The organism is Streptosporangium sp. NPDC000239, assembly GCF_040300765.1.
Classification (GTDB): domain Bacteria; phylum Actinomycetota; class Actinomycetes; order Streptosporangiales; family Streptosporangiaceae; genus Streptosporangium.
In genome coordinates this window covers 275,984-291,674 of the sequence record NZ_JBEPEI010000005.1, presented here as the reverse complement: position 1 = coordinate 291,674, position 15,691 = coordinate 275,984, and the positions used below count along the sequence as shown (strand labels likewise).

At 71.9% G+C, this 15,691-nt stretch carries 14 protein-coding genes; 6 read left to right on the top strand and 8 right to left on the bottom strand.

What is annotated here, in order from left to right; translation table 11 throughout:
- The first annotated feature begins 72 nt into the window (after nucleotides 1-72).
- The 5 genes from ABT340_RS16385 to ABT340_RS16365 all read left to right on the top strand — a co-directional run bounded on the left by ABT340_RS16385 (nucleotide 73) and on the right by ABT340_RS16365 (nucleotide 5,712).
- Nucleotides 73-1,434, top strand: coding sequence for an FAD-binding oxidoreductase (locus ABT340_RS16385; RefSeq protein WP_352011568.1), 1,362 nt, complete (start codon nucleotides 73-75; stop codon nucleotides 1,432-1,434).
- Between the two features lie 92 nt (nucleotides 1,435-1,526).
- Nucleotides 1,527-3,245, top strand: coding sequence for a serine/threonine protein kinase (locus tag ABT340_RS16380; RefSeq protein ID WP_352011567.1), 1,719 nt, complete (start codon nucleotides 1,527-1,529; stop codon nucleotides 3,243-3,245).
- Between the two features lie 92 nt (nucleotides 3,246-3,337).
- On the top strand, nucleotides 3,338-4,144 hold the full coding sequence (locus ABT340_RS16375) for an enoyl-CoA hydratase family protein (protein WP_352011566.1): 807 nt from the start codon (nucleotides 3,338-3,340) through the stop codon (nucleotides 4,142-4,144).
- Between the two features lie 388 nt (nucleotides 4,145-4,532).
- Nucleotides 4,533-5,384, top strand: a complete 852-nt coding sequence (locus tag ABT340_RS16370; protein ID WP_352011565.1) for a helix-turn-helix domain-containing protein — start codon at nucleotides 4,533-4,535, stop codon at nucleotides 5,382-5,384.
- A gap of 67 nt (nucleotides 5,385-5,451) precedes the next feature.
- Entirely contained in the window at nucleotides 5,452-5,712 is a 261-nt protein-coding gene (locus tag ABT340_RS16365; protein ID WP_352011564.1) for a hypothetical protein, read from the top strand.
- 36 nt (nucleotides 5,713-5,748) lie between these two features.
- On the opposite strand, the gene ABT340_RS16360 is transcribed toward ABT340_RS16365, so the two are convergent.
- A complete protein-coding gene (locus tag ABT340_RS16360) occupies nucleotides 5,749-6,090 on the bottom strand; it encodes a hypothetical protein (RefSeq protein ID WP_352011563.1) in 342 nt (113 codons plus the stop codon).
- A gap of 209 nt (nucleotides 6,091-6,299) precedes the next feature.
- Between ABT340_RS16360 and ABT340_RS16355 the strand changes: the two genes are divergently transcribed.
- The gene (locus ABT340_RS16355) at nucleotides 6,300-7,643 is read left to right on the top strand and encodes an FAD-binding oxidoreductase (RefSeq protein ID WP_352011562.1); all 1,344 of its coding nucleotides are present in this window, start codon (nucleotides 6,300-6,302) and stop codon (nucleotides 7,641-7,643) included.
- A gap of 35 nt (nucleotides 7,644-7,678) precedes the next feature.
- Here ABT340_RS16355 and ABT340_RS16350 read toward each other — a convergent pair whose 3' ends face one another.
- The 7 genes from ABT340_RS16350 to ABT340_RS16320 form a co-directional block, all read right to left on the bottom strand.
- The gene (locus ABT340_RS16350; RefSeq protein ID WP_352011561.1) at nucleotides 7,679-8,335 is read right to left on the bottom strand and encodes a TetR/AcrR family transcriptional regulator; all 657 of its coding nucleotides are present in this window, start codon (nucleotides 8,333-8,335) and stop codon (nucleotides 7,679-7,681) included.
- A gap of 80 nt (nucleotides 8,336-8,415) precedes the next feature.
- Entirely contained in the window at nucleotides 8,416-10,500 is a 2,085-nt protein-coding gene (locus ABT340_RS16345) for an ArnT family glycosyltransferase (protein ID WP_352011560.1), read from the bottom strand.
- A complete protein-coding gene (locus ABT340_RS16340) occupies nucleotides 10,497-11,684 on the bottom strand; it encodes a bifunctional glycosyltransferase family 2/GtrA family protein (RefSeq protein WP_352011729.1) in 1,188 nt (395 codons plus the stop codon). Before ABT340_RS16340 ends, ABT340_RS16345 begins: the two co-directional genes overlap by 4 nt.
- A 232-nt stretch (nucleotides 11,685-11,916) precedes the next feature.
- On the bottom strand, nucleotides 11,917-13,275 hold the full coding sequence (locus tag ABT340_RS16335; protein ID WP_352011559.1) for a sensor histidine kinase: 1,359 nt from the start codon (nucleotides 13,273-13,275) through the stop codon (nucleotides 11,917-11,919).
- A 3-nt stretch (nucleotides 13,276-13,278) separates the two neighbouring features.
- Nucleotides 13,279-13,989 carry a response regulator transcription factor gene (locus ABT340_RS16330; protein WP_352011558.1) on the bottom strand — a complete coding sequence of 237 codons (711 nt, stop codon included), beginning with the start codon at nucleotides 13,987-13,989 and terminating at the stop codon, nucleotides 13,279-13,281.
- A gap of 43 nt (nucleotides 13,990-14,032) precedes the next feature.
- A complete protein-coding gene (locus ABT340_RS16325; RefSeq protein WP_352011557.1) occupies nucleotides 14,033-14,245 on the bottom strand; it encodes a ferredoxin in 213 nt (70 codons plus the stop codon).
- Nucleotides 14,242-15,459, bottom strand: a complete 1,218-nt coding sequence (locus ABT340_RS16320) for a cytochrome P450 (protein WP_352011556.1) — start codon at nucleotides 15,457-15,459, stop codon at nucleotides 14,242-14,244. The genes ABT340_RS16325 and ABT340_RS16320 overlap by 4 nt, the downstream gene beginning before the upstream one ends.
- Between the last annotated feature and the right edge of the window lie 232 nt (nucleotides 15,460-15,691).

The following is a 15,691-nucleotide window of genomic DNA, read 5'->3' as shown; positions in this document are numbered from 1 at the left end:
CGAGCCTCGCCCGCATCATCACGTGACATCCCGTGTGATCCCCCCTCGGACCGGGCCCCGTACAGTCCCCCTGTGAGCGTTATCTCCGAACTCGTCGCCGCCCTCTCGCCGGAGAAGGTCCTGACGGACCCTGACGTCACCGACTCCTACGCGCGGGACAGGACCTTCCTCGAACCGGGCAGGCCGCTGGCCGTCGTGCCGGCCGAGACCAGGCAGGACGTGGTGGCCACCCTCAGGTGGGCCACGGAGCACCGGGTGCCCGTCGTGCCCAGGGGCGCGGGCAGCGGCCTGGCGGGCGGGGCGACGTCGGTCGAGGGCTGCGTCGTCCTGACGCTGCACAGGATGACGGCGATCAGGGAGCTCTCGCCCGCCGACGAGGTCGCCGTGGTCGAGCCCGGCGTGATCACCGCGGACCTGGACAGGGCCGCCAGGGCGCACGGGCTGATGTACGCGCCCGACCCCTCCTCCCACGAGATCTCCACGATCGGCGGCAACCTGGCCACGAACGCGGGCGGCCTGCGGTGCGTGAAGTACGGCGTGACCCGCGACTCGGCGCTCGGCCTGGAGGTCGTCCTGGCCGACGGGCGGGTCCTGGAGACGGGCAGGCGCACGGTCAAGGGGGTGACGGGCTACGACCTGACCGGCCTGTTCATCGGCTCCGAGGGGACGCTCGGGGTGATCACCTCGGCCACCCTGCGACTGCGCCGGGCTCCGGCCGTCTATCCGGCGACGATCGCGGCCGAGTTCACCTCGCTCAGGGACGCCGCCGCCGCGGTCGCGGCGATCATCGCGGCGGGGTGCCAGCCCTCCCTGCTTGAGATGCTCGACCGCACGACGCTCAAGGCCATCGACGACTGGCGCAACATCGGGCTTGAGGCCAGCACCCAGGCGATGCTGATCGCGCAGTCGGACGCCGCGGACGGCCCCGTGGTCGCCGAGCGGATGGCCCGGCTGTGCGCGGAGAACGGCTCGCCCTTCGTCGCGGTCTCCTCCTCCGAGCAGGAGGCCGAGGAACTGGTCGGGGTCAGGAGGCTCGCCTACCAGGCCAAGGAACGGCTCGGTAAGTGCCTGGTCGAGGACGTGTGCGTGCCCCGCTCCGCGCTGCCGTACATGATCGAGAGGATCGAGGCCATCGCGGCCAGGCACGGGGTGCTGATCGCCACGGTCGCGCACGCGGGCGACGGCAACCTGCACCCGGTCTTCGTCTTCGACCGCGGCCTGGCGGAACCGCCGCCCCAGGTGTGGGCGGCGGCCGACGAGGTCTTCAGGGAGGCGCTCGGGATGGGCGGCACGCTGACCGGCGAGCACGGGGTCGGGCTGCTGAAACGGCGCTGGCTCGCCCTGGAGGCGGGACCCGTGACCGAGGAGGTCCACCACGGGATCAAGCGGGTCTTCGACCCGCTCGGCATCCTCAACCCCGGCAAGGCCATCTGACGGGCGTCTCCGGCGCGCCATCCGGACCACGGCTCACGCTGGTAGCGTTCTGCACCACATAACCCAATTCGTAGGTTTTGTCGGGGGGCATCGTGGTACAGCCGCTCACGTCGGGGGATCCTCCGCGGCTCGGGCCGTTCGAGCTGACCGGCAGGCTCGGCGAAGGAGGCCAGGGCGTCGTCTACCTGGGCAGGGGGCCCGCGGGCGAGCAGGTGGCCGTCAAGCTTCTCCACCACGGGCTCGCCACCGATCCCGAGGCCAGGACGCGCTTCCTGCGCGAGGTCTCCGTCGCCCGGCGGGTGGCGAGGTTCTGCACCGCCCCGGTGCTCCACGCCGACCTCGCGGGCAGCCAGCCGTACATCGTGAGCGAGTACGTGCCCGGCCCCTCCCTGCGCCAGCTCGTCGACCGGGAGGGCCCGAGGCGGGGCGCGGCGCTCGAACGCCTGGCGGTCAGCACCGCCACCGCCCTTTCGGCCATCCACCGGGCGGGCATCCTGCACCGGGACTTCAAGCCCGCCAACGTGCTGATGGGGCCCGAGGGGCCCGTGGTGATCGACTTCGGCATCGCCAGGGCACTTGACTCGCCGGGGACCACCGCGACGGGGACGACGATGGGGACGCCCTCCTACCTCGCTCCCGAACAGCTCGGCGGGGGTGAGGTGACGGCGGCGGCCGACGTGTTCGCCTGGGGCGTCACGATGGTCTTCGCCGCGACCGGACGGCCCGCGTTCGGCGCCGACTCCATCGCCGTGGTGATGAACCGCATCCTGACCGTCGAACCCGACCTGGGCGGTCTTGAGGGGCATCTGCGCGAGCTGGTCGCCGCCTCCCTGTCGAAGGACCCGGCGTCACGCCCGACCGCCGAGGAGCTGGTCAGCCATCTGATGGGGGCCACGGTCCCCTCTCCCGTCAGGAACGCCGCGCCCGCCGCCCCGGCACCGGCACCGGCGCCCGCCCCCGTGGCTCCACGGGTACGGCGGCGCCCCTCCGGGATGCTGCTCGCCGGAACCGCCGCGATCGTCGTCTTCGGCGCGACGGCGGGCGCCGTCGTGGTGCTGCAGGGCGACTGGGGGGCCGCGAGCACGCGGGCCGCGGTCTCCCCGCCCGTCACGGTGCGGTCGCCGTCGCCGGACCCTGTGCTCTCCCCCGCCGACCCGCCCTCCGCCTGGACGTCCGCGACGCCCCGCCCTCGGCAGCGCAGGAGCACCGAGCCCGTCGGCCGTCTCACCGCGGAGCCCGGCACGGCCCGGCCCCGGCAGCCGTCCGGCCCGCCTCGGGCGACCCGTGAGCCCAGCGCGAAGCCGACCCAGGACCCCACGCCCAAGCCCACCCCGAAGCCCACGCAGAAGCCCACGGTCAAGCCCACCGTCGAACCGACCGTCGCCCCCACCGTGAAGCCCACAGTGAAGCCCACGGTGCAGCCGACGGTGAAACCCACGGTCAAGCCAACGCCGAAACCCACTCCGAAGCCGACGCCCAAGCCGACCCCGAACATCTACACCGCGACCGGTGTCTGCGGCTCCGGCTACAAGGTGATCGACTCAAGGGGGATCGGCGCCGCGACCGTCTACCTGCTCTACAACTCCGCGGCGGGCAAGAACTGCGTCGTCACCATGTCGAGGTACATGGTCCCCGGGAAGATCAAGATGAACGCGATCCTCCAGGTGAAGGGGGGCGCCTCCGGCTCGAACCCGGGCAGTTTCACCGCCTACGCGGGCCCGGTGCGGATCGCCGCCGTCAAGAAGTGCGTCATCTGGGGCGGCACGTACGGCACGGCGACCTGGAAGAGCGGCTGGAGCCACTGCGGCTGACAGGAGTCCCGCCCGCCTCGCCCCGGGCCGCGCCGGGTACCGTTCTGCGCGTCGGCGCCGAACCCGGGGCCGGGAGCGACCAAGGAGCGTGGATGAACACCGACACGGACCGGCCAGTGGAGCGCCTGGTGCGCAAGGAGGTGTCCGGCGGGATCGCCACGATCACCCTGGACTCCCCGCGCAACCGGAACGCGCTGTCCGTGCGGCTTCTCGGCGACCTGGAGGACCTGCTCACCCAGGCGCTCGCCGACGAGGAGGTACGTGTCGTCGTGCTCACCGGGACGGGGCCGGTCTTCTGCGCGGGCGCGGACCTGAAGGAGCAGCGGACCGAGCCCGGCGGCGCGCCCGGGGCCCCGGTGACCGCCTCGTTCCCGGAGATCATGCGCCTGATCTGGGAGAGCCCCAAACCGGTCGTCTGCCGGTTGAACGGTACCGCCCGCGCCGGGGGTCTCGGCCTGGTCGCGGCCTGCGACTTCGCGATCGCCCCCGACACGGCGTCGTTCGCGTTCACCGAGGTACGGCTCGGCGTGGTCCCGGCGATGATCTCGGTGACCGTGCTGCGCAGGCTCGACCCCAGGGCCGCGGCCGAGTACTTCCTGACGGGTGAGACCTTCGACGCGGCCAGGGCGCAGGAGATAGGCCTGCTGACCAGGGCGGTACCCGGGGAACTGCTCGACGAGACGGTCGCCCACTACGCCGGGATGCTGCTGCGCGGCGGCCCTGAGGCGCTGGCGCTCACCAAGCGGCTGGTGCGCGAGGTGCCCGCGCTGTCCTTCGAGGAGGGGACGCGGCGCATGGCCGAGCTGTCGGCGCAGCGGTTCACCTCCGCCGAGGGGCAGGAGGGGATCACGGCCTTCATGCAGAAGCGCGCCCCCTCCTGGGTGCCCGAGCGATCCTGAGCCGTACGGCGGTCGCGCGCCAAAAGTCCTATTAATCCCATATTTCACGAAATATGGGCATTTCAGGATTTGAAACCCTCATGCAACCTTCCGAAGTCTAGGATTGCGCGCAATTGTCCGAAGATGCTGGATTGGGGAAGGAATCAGTCATGCGTTCGCGCTTTCCGACCCCCTCCGGCCCGCGCCGCACCCCGGGAGACGGAGCCAGGAGGCCGCTCGCCGGACGTTCCCACACATATTGATCACGATTGGGGAGACGGCTATGGCACGATCCGCGCGCTCGGTCTACCCTCGTGCGAACCATGCGGGAGATTCGACGGGCGCGCGGAACGGGCGAGCCGGTGGGCGCGCGGGCGCCCCGCCCCCCGCGATCCGCGGAGGAGATCGGGTGAGCGAGTTCCAGCAGGTCCGCACCGAGCTGGGCGCCCGGCTCAGGCAGCTGCGCGAGGCCGCGCAGCTGTCTGGCAAGGAGCTGGCAGAACGGCTGAGGTGGCAGCCGTCCAAGGTCTCCCGCATCGAGAACGCGCGGCAGACCGCCACCGAGGACGACGTCACCCTCTGGGGCCAGGCCGTCGAGGCCACCCCCGAGGTCGTCGAGGAGCTGGTCGAGCAGGCCTGCGTCCTGCTGGAACGTCAGGACTCCTGGCGGCAGCGGCACCGTACCGGCCTGGCCACGCTCCAGGAGGACATCCGCGACCTGGAGTCGCGGACCCAGACGTTCCGGGTGGTCGAGCCCGGCGTGATCATCGGCCTGCTGCAGACGACCGAGTACGCCCGCAGCGTCTTCACCAGGATCAAACGCCTGTACAACGCGCCCGACGAGGTCGACGCCGCCATCAGGGTGCGGATGCGGCGCCAGGAGATCCTCTACGACCCGAGCAGGACGTTCCGGTTCCTCATGTCCGAGGCCGCGCTGCGTTACCGCCTGGCGCCGCCGGAGGTGATGTGCGGCCAGCTCGACCGGCTGCTCGCGGTCACCGCGCTGCCGAACGTGGAGTTCGGCGTCCTGCCCTTCGAGGCCCCGCTGCCCGCGGCCCCGATCAACGGCTTCTGGATCTACGACAGGGGGCAGGTGGCGGTGCCGACCAGGACCCGTGACCTGATCCTGCGCGACCCGGAGGACATCGCGTTCTACGAGCACAGCTTCGAGGAGTTCCATCAGGTCGCGGCCTTCAGGGAGGACGCCAGGGCGGTGATCGTCAAGGTATTGGAGGATTTCACACGACAATCTCGGGTTTAGTATCCGCAATTGCTTGATTAACCTCCCAAGATCGTGCAATTCTCTGTCGAGACGGAGGTGATGCACGATGCTGGACACGCTGTCTTGCCTTGAGAAGTTCGCCGCCGCGGCGCGGCAGCACGCCGATCTGGCCGTGCAGCGGGTCTCCTTCGACGACCCCGCCTACGTCTCGGTGCGCAATCGTTTCAGCAGCACCCTGACCGAGACCGTGACCTGCTCCCAGGACGGCGGGTTCATCACCTCGTGGGGCTACCGGCTCGGCAGCGCCGACAACATCGAGGACGCCGCCGCCCGGCTCGCCTTCCTGCTCGCCGCGCTGCCCGCCTGACCCCTCACCCGGTCTCCGGCCCCCGCCGGCGCCCCGTCAGCAGGGTCCCGGCGCCCTGGCGCCCCTGTTCCTGATCCAGCGTTCGAGGTTGCCCTCGCGCCCGCCGAGGATTCCCACGAGGTCCGTCCGGCCCTGTGGTCGCGCGTACAGGCACCATCTGTCGCCGGTGATGTCGCCGATCGTCCACGGCCGGTGACCCGCGGGCCCGGGGGTCACGGCGGGCGGTACGGCGGGCGCCCGGAGACACAGGGTCCACGGCTCGCAGGAACGCCCGTCCGCCCGGGTGTCGGCCGCGGTCGCGGTCGCGGTGGCCCCCGCGGCCAGGATCACCAGCGCCGACAGCGTTCCCCTGATCCGCAGCCTCCGCAGGGCGTCCACTCCCGCCTCCCCTTCGAGATCGTCCCGGCGGGGCCGTCCCGACCGGCGGCACAAGCATGGCCCACTCCCCGCCTTCCCGGCGTCACGCCACGGAACTGTCCGTAACCGGCCAAATGGCGAACTCCCATTTGTGGTCGACCTCAAACCAACCCCAAGTCGTCTCCAAATCGGTCACGCCAGAGTCGGGGCATCGACCGAAGGGATAGATCATGACAATCGGGAACGACCTGCGGCGCGCGGTCAGGGGGCAGGTGCTCGCCTCGGGTGAGGAGGGCTTCGACCGGGCCAGGGCCGCCTGGAACCTGGCCGTTGACCAGCCCGTCCTGGCCGTGGTCGAGGCTCGGGACGCCGCCGACGTGGCCGCCCTGGTCCGCTACGCCCGGCTGGCCGGGCTCTCGGTCTCCGCCCAGCCAAGCGGCCACGGCGCGACCGGCGACGTCGAGGGGGTGATCCTGCTGCGCACCGGCGCGCTCGGCGGTGTCGAGGTGCGGCCCGAGGAGCGGCTGGCCCGGGTCGGGGCGGGCGTACGGTGGGCCGAGGCGCTCTCCGCCGTGAGCCCGTACGGCCTGACCGGTCTCGCGGGCAGTTCCACGGCGCCCAGCGTGGTCGGCTACACCCTGGGCGGCGGGCTGAGCTGGTTCAGCCGCCGTCACGGGCACGCCGCCGACTCCGTCCGCGCCCTCGACGTCGTGGACGCCGAAGGGGAGGCGTTCCGGGTGGACGCGGACTCCGACCCCGAGCTGTTCTGGGCCCTGCGCGGCGGCGGCGGTGACTTCGCGCTGGTGACGGCCGTCGAGTTCGACCTGCACCCCGCTCCCCACCTGTACGGCGGGCGCCTGATGTGGCCCGCCGAGCGGGCGGGCGAGGTGCTCGCCGCCTTCCGGGAGGTCACCGCCTCGGCCCCCGAGGAGCTCTCGGTCTGGTTCACGCTGCTGAACTTCCCCCCGTTCGACTTCCTGCCCGATCACCTGCGCGGCAGGTCGATGGTGACGATCGACACCACCTTCCTGGGGGAGGCGGCCGAGGGGCGCGACCTGCTGCGCCGTTTCGAGGCGATCGGCGGGACGGTCTCCGACACGCGGGGGCCGCTGCCCGTCGCCGCCCTGGGGGACGTCTGCGCCGAGCCGTCCGACCCGGCGCCCGCCCTCGGGCACGCGGAGCTGCTGACCGGCCTGGACGACGCGGTGGCCGGGGCGCTGCTGTCGGAGCCCATCGCCCCACTGGTCAGCCTTCAGGTCCGGCACCTGGGCGGCGCGCTCGCCCGTCCGGTGCCCGGCGGCGGCGCCTGCGGCCATCTGACGGAGCCCTACTCGCTCTACATGTTCGGCGTCACCCCGGGCCCCGAGGCCACGGCCGCCGTGGAGACCCGGCTCAAGGAGATCGCCGGGAAGTTCGTGCCGCACACCAGCGGGCGCAAGCCGTACACCTTCCTGGGGGTCGGGGAGCGCGCGGCGGCGGCCTTCCCCGGCGACGTCCTGGCCCGGCTGCGTGACGTCAAGCGGGCCCGTGACCCCCGTGGCGTGCTGCGCGCCAACTACCCGGTCCTCGGCTGATCCCCCGCTGAGGCGACGGTGAGGGAGGTGAGGGGTCAGTCCTCGGGGGCGGGAGACTGCTCCTCGAAGACGGCGGGGCTCAGGCCGACCTCGCGGGCCGCGGCGACCCTGGCGTGGTGCAGCAGCCTGCTGCGGGACATGCCGCCCGCGTGCAGGGTGTAACGGACCACCAGGCCGTCGAGCATCCCGTCGATCCGCTCGGCCGCCCCCTGGGGGTCGTCGCAGGTGAACTCGCCCGTCTCGGCCCCCTGTGAGATCACCTCGGCGAGGATCTCGATCCAGGCGCCCTCAAGCTCCAGCAGGATGGTCCTGACGTGCGCCTCGCGCACCCCGACGGCCCAGGCGTCGAGCCAGAGGATCCAGCTCTGGTCGGAGCGGGAGGCCGGGATGTAGAAACGCAGGACCCGGTCGAGCCGCTCGACGGCGCCGCCCCGCTCCGCCGCGATCTCCCTCAGCCGCTGGATCTCCGACTCGCTGGTGCTGCGGAGCATCTCGGTGATGAGGTCGTCCTTGGTGGCGAAGTGATAGTGGATCAGCCCGCCGCTCACGTTGGTGGCCTTGGCGATGTCCGCGACACGGGTGCTGGCGAGCCCGCGCTCCAGCACCACCCGCCGGGCGGCCTCAAGAAGCTCGGCCCGGCGCTGGTCGGCCTGGTCCGCGCGGCTGCCGCGCGCCCCTCCTCCGCTCTGCACTGCGCAAGACTACAGCAGCGGGCACCGGGGCCCCGTACTACTTGACTGGCCGCCCAGTCAAGGGGCCCCGGCCCCGGTCGTCAGTCTCCGCAGCGGTAGAGCGACCGGCCGTCCTGGGTGTCTCCGCCGTACTCGGCGGGGGCCACGACGGCGCAGTTGGCGCTCACCCACGCGGTGACCTCGGAGCCTCCCGAGTCGGGACCGCCCCGGCCGCCGCCGGGGATGACGTAGCGCAGTTCCCCCGAGGCGACCAGCGCCGTGAGCCGCTCGACCGTCATGGCGGGGTCGCCTCCGACGAAGCCGCCCATGGCGATGACCGGCAGGCCGGTGGACAGGATGGCCGAGGAGGCGCCCTGCGCGCTGCTCACCGCGACCAGCCAGGTCGCGCCGCCCATGTTCTTCCTCAGGTAGGCGATCGTCTTCTCGCTCATGCCGCCTCCCGGCCCGCCGGGGAAACCACCGGGAAGGCCCTCGGGAGAACCCTCGGGAGGATCCTTGGGCAACCCCTCGGGGAGGCCCTCCGGACGGTCTCCCCGGCGGTCGCCGGGGAACCCTCCCGGAAAGCCACCTCGCATCCCGCCGAACCCGCCGGTCTGCGGCCCCGCGGTGGGGTTGGTGCCGTTGACCGCGGAGCCGAGCGGGGTCAGCGCGTACGCCGCGGGACCCGCCAGCCCGGTGAACAGCGCCGCGACCACGCCGGCCGCCGCCAGGAGCCGGGCGCGGCCCCGCGGGGATCCCGGCCTCAGCCCGGACAGCGCTCCGGACAGCGCCGTGGCCGCCACCGCGACCGCCGTCACCCCGGCGACCGCCCAGGCCAGCCAGGGCACGAAGTCCGGTGTACGGCGCAGCACCGTGAACGCCCACGCCCCGGTGACGGCCAGGGCGGCGGGCAGCACCCAGGCCCAGGAGCGCCGGGGCCGGCCCGCGTGCCACGACAGCACCCCGCCCAGCCCGGTCAGCGCCGCGACCGCCGGAGCCATGGCGGTGGAGTAGTACGGGTGGAAGGTGCCGCTGGAGAAGCTGAACACCGTGTAGTGGACCGCGAGCCAGCCGCCCCACAGCAGCAGCGCCACCCGGGCGGGACGCAGGCGGGCACGGGCGGTGAGCACCAGCCCGGCGGCCAGGGCGACGGCGGCGAAGGGCAGCAGCCAGGAGATCTGCCCGGCCATGACGTCGTTGAACAGCCGTCCCGCCCCGGACGCGCCGCCGAAGCCCGCTCCCCCGAAGCCACCGCCCCCGGGGCCGCCCTCCCCCGGACCGCCCCCGGCGAAGTTCTGCCCGAGGATCCGGCCGAGGCCGTTGTAGCCGACGACCAGGTCCCGGACGGAGTTGTCCGTGCTGCCGCCGATGTAGGGACGATCTTCGGCGGGCCGCAGGTCCACGACCACCATCCACCAGGCGCTGGAGACCACCAGCGCGGCGCCCGCGGCGAGCAGGCGGCCGAGGCGGCGCGGCACCGTTCCGGGGGCCGTGGCGAGGTAGACGAGGGTGAAGGCGGGCAGCACCAGGTAGGCCTGGAGCATCTTGGTGTTGAAGGCCAGGCCGACGAGCACGGCCGACAGGACGAGGGTGCGGGTACGGCCGGTGCGGATCGCCTCCTGGCAGCACCAGGCCGCCAGCACCAGCAGCAGCACCAGGACGGTGTCGGGGTTGTTGTCCCGGTTGATCGCCACGGTGATCGGGGTCAGCGTCATCACCAGCGCCGCGATCAGCGCGGCCGCGTGACCCGCCGTACCGGGCAGGGCGCGCCGTACGGCCGAGTGCGTCACGCCGACGGCGGCCACGCCCGCGACGGCCTGGGGCAGCAGCAGGCTCCAGGTCCCGAACCCGAGGACCCGCGCGGAGATCCCCATCACCCACAGCGCCAGGGGCGGCTTGTCCACGGTGATGAACGACCCGGCGTCCAGTGCCCCGAAGAAGAAGGCCTTCCAGCTGCGGGTGCCGGACAGCACGGCCGCCGAGTAGTAGGAGTTGGCGTAGCCGTTGCGGCCGAGAGCCCACAGGTGCAGTACGGCGGCCAGCGCCAGGACCGCCCACAGGGCGGGACGCGCCCACCGGGGGTCGCCGGGGGCGCCGAGGAGGATCCGGCGCGGCCTTCCGACCCTGGCCGGGGGCTGCGTGACGGGGTCGTCGATGACGGGTGAGTCGTTCCCCGTGGTGGTCATCGGCCCGGCCTCCTCGTGCGGCGCGGGTTGAAGACCCAGGTGCGCAGCAGCAGGAAACGGATCAGGGTGGCCAGGGCGTTGGCCACGACGACGGCGGTGATCTCCGCCGCGGCCGGGGCGCCCGGTGCCAGGCGGTGCAGCAGGGCCAGGCCGCCGGTGCTCAGCAGCAGACCGGCCAGGAAGGCGAGGCCGCCCTCGAACTGGTGGCGCAGCGCGCCGGCGCGGCCGGTGACGCCGAAGGTGAAGCGGCGGTTGGCCGCGGTGTTGGCCACGGCGGTGACGAGCAGGGCGACGGCGTTGGCCGCGACCGCGGGCGTCACCAGCCGCAGCAGGACGAACAGCCCGAGGTGGGCCAGGGTGCTGACCGCGCCGATCACCGCGAAGCTGGGCAGCTGCCCGGCCATGCCGGTGGGCAGCCGGGCCCGCTGGATCCTCGGCGGCACCGGGATCCTGGCCGCGCCGGACAGGGTCTTGCGGGTGACCCTGGCCATCCCCCTGAGGTCGTCCAGGACGGTCCTGAGGATGTCCACCCGGCTGTCGGGGTCGTCGGTCCAGTCGACGGGCACCTCGTGGATGCGCAGGCCGTGCCGTTCGGCCAGCAGGAGCAACTCGGTGTCGAAGAACCACTCCTCGTCCTCGACGGCGGGCAGCAACGCCTGGACGACCTCGGTGCGGGCGGCCTTGAAGCCGCACTGGGCGTCGGAGAAGCGGGCTCCCATGGCCGAGCGCAGCAGCAGGTTGTAGGTCCGCGAGATGATCTCCCGCTTGGGACCCCTGACGACGTTGGCGCCCCGGGACAGCCGGGTTCCGATGGCCAGGTCGCTGTGCCCGGACAGCAGCGGGGCGACCAGTGGCGGGAAGGCGTCCAGGCCGGTCGAGAGGTCGACGTCCATGTACGCGACCACGTCGGCGTCACTGGCCGACCACACCCTGCGCAGCGCCCGCCCGCGTCCCTTGGCGTCCAGGTGCACGGCGTACACGTGGGGCAGCTCCCTGCCCAGGCCGACGGCGATCTCCCAGGTGGCGTCGGTGCTGGCGTTGTCCGCGATCGTGACGCGGAAGCCGTAGGGGAGGTTTCCCGACAGGTAGTCGTGCAGGCGGCGCACGCTCTCGGCGAGCACCCGCTGTTCGTTGTGCACGGGGACGACGATCTCGACCAGCCGGGTGCGCACGGGCGCGGACATCTGCTTCACGCTGCCTCCCATGGGTGACGACTCGGATCTCTCATGTCCCCCAGGCTCATCGGGGGACCTTGGGCGATCCTGAGCCGATCGTTAACGACCGGTGAGAAAACCGGCGGACCCACGGGCGAGGCGGAACACCCCGAGACAACCGGGAAGCCGTCCCCGCGAACCAGGCCCCTTTCTCGGGACTTTTCAGGAAATTTCGGGACAAGTGGTGGGTCGAGAGCCCGGGTCAGGCCGATCCCGGGGAGCCGGGAAGCCGTACCCTGGCCAGGACACCGCCGTCCTCCGCGTTCTCCAGGACGACCTCTCCCCCGGCGTCCCGTACGGCCTGCGCCACGATGGCCAGTCCCAGCCCGGAGCCCGGCATGCTCCTGGCCGACGAGGAGCGCCAGAACCGGTCGAAGACGTAGGGCAGGTCCTCCCCCGCTATGCCGGGGCCGTGGTCCCTGACGGACAGCTCCCCCGCCGCGAGCCGTACCAGGACCGGGCCCTCGGAGAACTTCACCGCGTTGTCGAGCAGGTTGACCACGGCGCGTTCCAGGGCGGCCCGCTCCCCCCGCACGTACCACGGTTCGAGCTCGACCCGGATCGGGCTCTCCTGGGCCCGCAGCCTGGCCCTGCGCACGGCGGTCTCGACCACCTCGTGGAAGGCGACCTCGACGTGCGGTTCGTGCTCGCTCTCCGAGCGCGACAGCTGCAACAGGTCTCCGACCAGCGTGGACATCTCCTCGAACTGGGCCTTGAGACCGGCCAGCAGCCTGCGTTTCGGGGCGGCCCCGAGCGGGCGGCCGGTGTTCTCGCTGCGCAGCAGCAGGTCGATGTTGGTGCGCAGGCTGGTGAGCGGCGTGCGCAGCTCGTGCCCGGCGTCGGCGACCAGCCTGCGCTGGCGCTCGCGGGAGGCGGCCAGGGCGGTGGTCATCGCGTTGAAGGAGGCGCCGAGGCGGGCGATCTCGTCGGTTCCCTCGACCGGGAGGCGGGTCTGCAGGTCCTCGGTCCTGGCGACGTGTTCGACGGCCTCCGCGAGGCGGCCGACCGGGCGCAGCGCCGTACGGGAGACGAACAGACCGGCCGAGGCCGCGCCGACCACGCCGAGCGCGGCGACCCCGGCCAGTATCCAGGCGAGCGTGGTGAGGGTCGACTGGAACTCCGCCAGCGGCCGGGACTCCATCACCGCCAGCCCCGAGCCGACGCTCCTGACGAGCACCAGGACCGGGGCGCCCTCGTCCGTCACGCCGTCGCGGAAGTGCTGCGTCCCCTCCGGCGCCTTCGCCACGGCCTGGTCGCCCGGCACGAGCCGGACCCCGGTGTAGCCGATGACGCACCTGACGCCGCCGGTGTCGATCGCCTGCAGGAGCTGGAAGCGGGGGAAGGGCGGCTGGTGCTCGGGAGGGGGGCTCGCGCAGCTGCGTTCGATCCACTCGTTGCCCTGGGGGCCCTTGGGCGCGTTCAGGGAGCGTTCCATCTGGTCGAGCAGCTCGGACCTGACGATGAACCAGCAGACGGCCGCGCACACCGCGATCGCGACCGCGACCGCCGTCGCGACCAGCAGGGTGAGCCTGGAGCGCAGGGAGCGGCGTTTCCCTCTCACGGCTCAGGAGGCCCGCAGCACGTAGCCGACGCCGCGGACGGTGTGGATCACGCGGGGCAGCCCGGAGCTCTCGGTCTTGCGGCGCAGGTACATGACGTAGACGTCGAGGGAGTTGGAGGAGGGCTCGAAGTCGAAGCCCCAGACCTGGCTGAGGATCTGGTCACGGGTGAGCACCTGGCGGGGGTGGAGCATGAACAGTTCGAGCAGGAGGTACTCGGTCCTGGTCAGTTCGAGCGCTTCGCCCGCCCTGGACACCTCCCGGCTGGCGGTGTCCATCCGCAGGTCGCCGTAGCCGAGCACGGCGTCGCCGTCGTCGTGCGCGGCGGAGGCGGCCAGCGCCCCGCGTCGCAGCAGCGCCCTGACCCTGGCCAGCAGCTCGTCCAGTTCGAACGGCTTGACCAGGTAGTCGTCGGCCCCCGCGTCCAGCCCGGAGACCCGGTCCCCGACGGCGTCGCGGGCGGTGAGCATGAGCACCGGCACGTGGTTGCCCGCCGCCCTGAGCCTGCGGCAGGCGGTCAGCCCGTCCAGTCTCGGCATCATCACGTCGAGCAGGACCAGCTCGTACGGCTCCCGCCGCAGGACGTCGAGTGCGGCCTGACCGTCCTGGGCCAGGCCGACCCGGTAACCCTCGAACTCCAGGCTGCTCTGCAGCGCCTCCCTCAGCGCGGGCTCGTCGTCAACGACCAGCACCCGCGCCGTCTCACCGTCGCCCATGCCCCCAACGGTAGACCGCTCTCATGAGAGACGGATGAGGACCTCAGCCGTCCTCACGCAGGCTGAGCGCCCTGGCCGGGCAGAGCCGTACCGCGTGACGGATGCCGTCGGCGACGGCGGTACCGGTCTCGGTCTCGGTGTCGCCCACCACCCTGACCAGACCGTCGTCACCGGAGTCGAAGACCTCCGGCGCGGCGAGCACGCACTGCCCCGCGCCGACGCAGCGCTCCCTGTCGACGACGATCCTCGCGTTCACCACGCCACCGGCAGCTCACGGACGCCGAAGATCGCACCGGCGTACTTGAACGGCAGGTCGTCGTCGGCGCCCACCACGCGCAGGCCGGGAATCCGTTCGAAGAGGGTGCGGTAGGCGATCTCCAGCTCGGCGCGGACGAGGTTCTGCCCGAGGCACTGGTGCACGCCGTACCCGAACGCCATGTGGTTGCGCGCGCCGCGCCGGAGGTCCAGGTCGTCGGGCCGGTCGAAGACGCGGGCGTCCCGGTTGGCCGAGGCGCCCAGGACGAACAGGCCCTCACCCGCCCTGACGACCTGGCCGCCGATCTCCACGTCCTCGGTCGCGACCCGGTCGAAGCCCACCCAGTCCACGATCGAGAGATAGCGCAGCAGTTCCTCCACCGCCGTCGGCCAGCCCGCCGGGTCGTCGCGCAGCGCGGCGAGATGACCGGGGTTGCGCAGCAGCGTCAGAACGCCGAGCGAGATCATGTTGGCCGTGGTCTCGTGCCCCGCCACGAGCAGCTGGATCGTCATGCCGACCAGGGCGTCGTGGGAGATCTCCTCGCTCTGCGCGGCGGCCGTCACGAGCCGCCCGACGAGGTTGTCGCCCGGCTCCCGCTCGGCCTTGGTGACCAGGACGTCGAGATACTCCCAGACCTCCGCGGCCGCCGTGACGGCCTCCTGCGTCGAGCTGCTGCCGACGGCGATCATCGTGTTCATCCGGTCGCGGAAGAAGTCGCCGCCCGCCTCGGGCAGCCCGAGCATCCTGCAGATCGTCAGCGACGGCACGGCCAGCGCGAACGCCTCGACGAGGTCGGCGGAGGAGCCCTGCTTGAGCATGTCGTCGATGAGCCGGTCGACGTCCTCCTGAATGCCGGGGCGCATCTCCTTGACCTGCCGGACGGTGAACTCGGGGATCAGCAGCCGCCGGTAGAGAGTGTGCCCGGGCGGATCCATATCACCGAAATGTCCCTGCTGATACTTTTCCCGAAAGCGCAGTTCCTCCTCGGAAGGGGATTCGATCACCAGGGCGGCCATCGGATGTCCCGGATTGGTTGGATTAGTGCTGATTCGGGGGTCGATGAGAACCTGCTGCGCCTCGCTGTGCCGGGTCACAAGCCAGACCTGGCCGCCGGGAAGTTCCGCCCTGACCAGCGGACCCTCCTCCCGGAGACGCGCGTACTCGGGCGGCGGCGCGTACGGACAGGTACGGGGAACGGGGAAACTCTGGGTCATAAGGCTTACTCCTCACGGACCGAGCCACTCCACTTACCACATGAAAGTAGGGACGAGGGCAATAGCCGTCAAGGTATGACATAAACCAGAAAGTGCATAATGGCAATAAATGTCCGGCGAATCTATATAAGAGGGCTAATTCAGCAGGTAGATGGTTTTGTTCGCCGAGTGGGGCGGCCGACTCGCCCGCGGCGCTCCGGCGCCCATACCAGGGCCGGGCACCCTTCCCGGA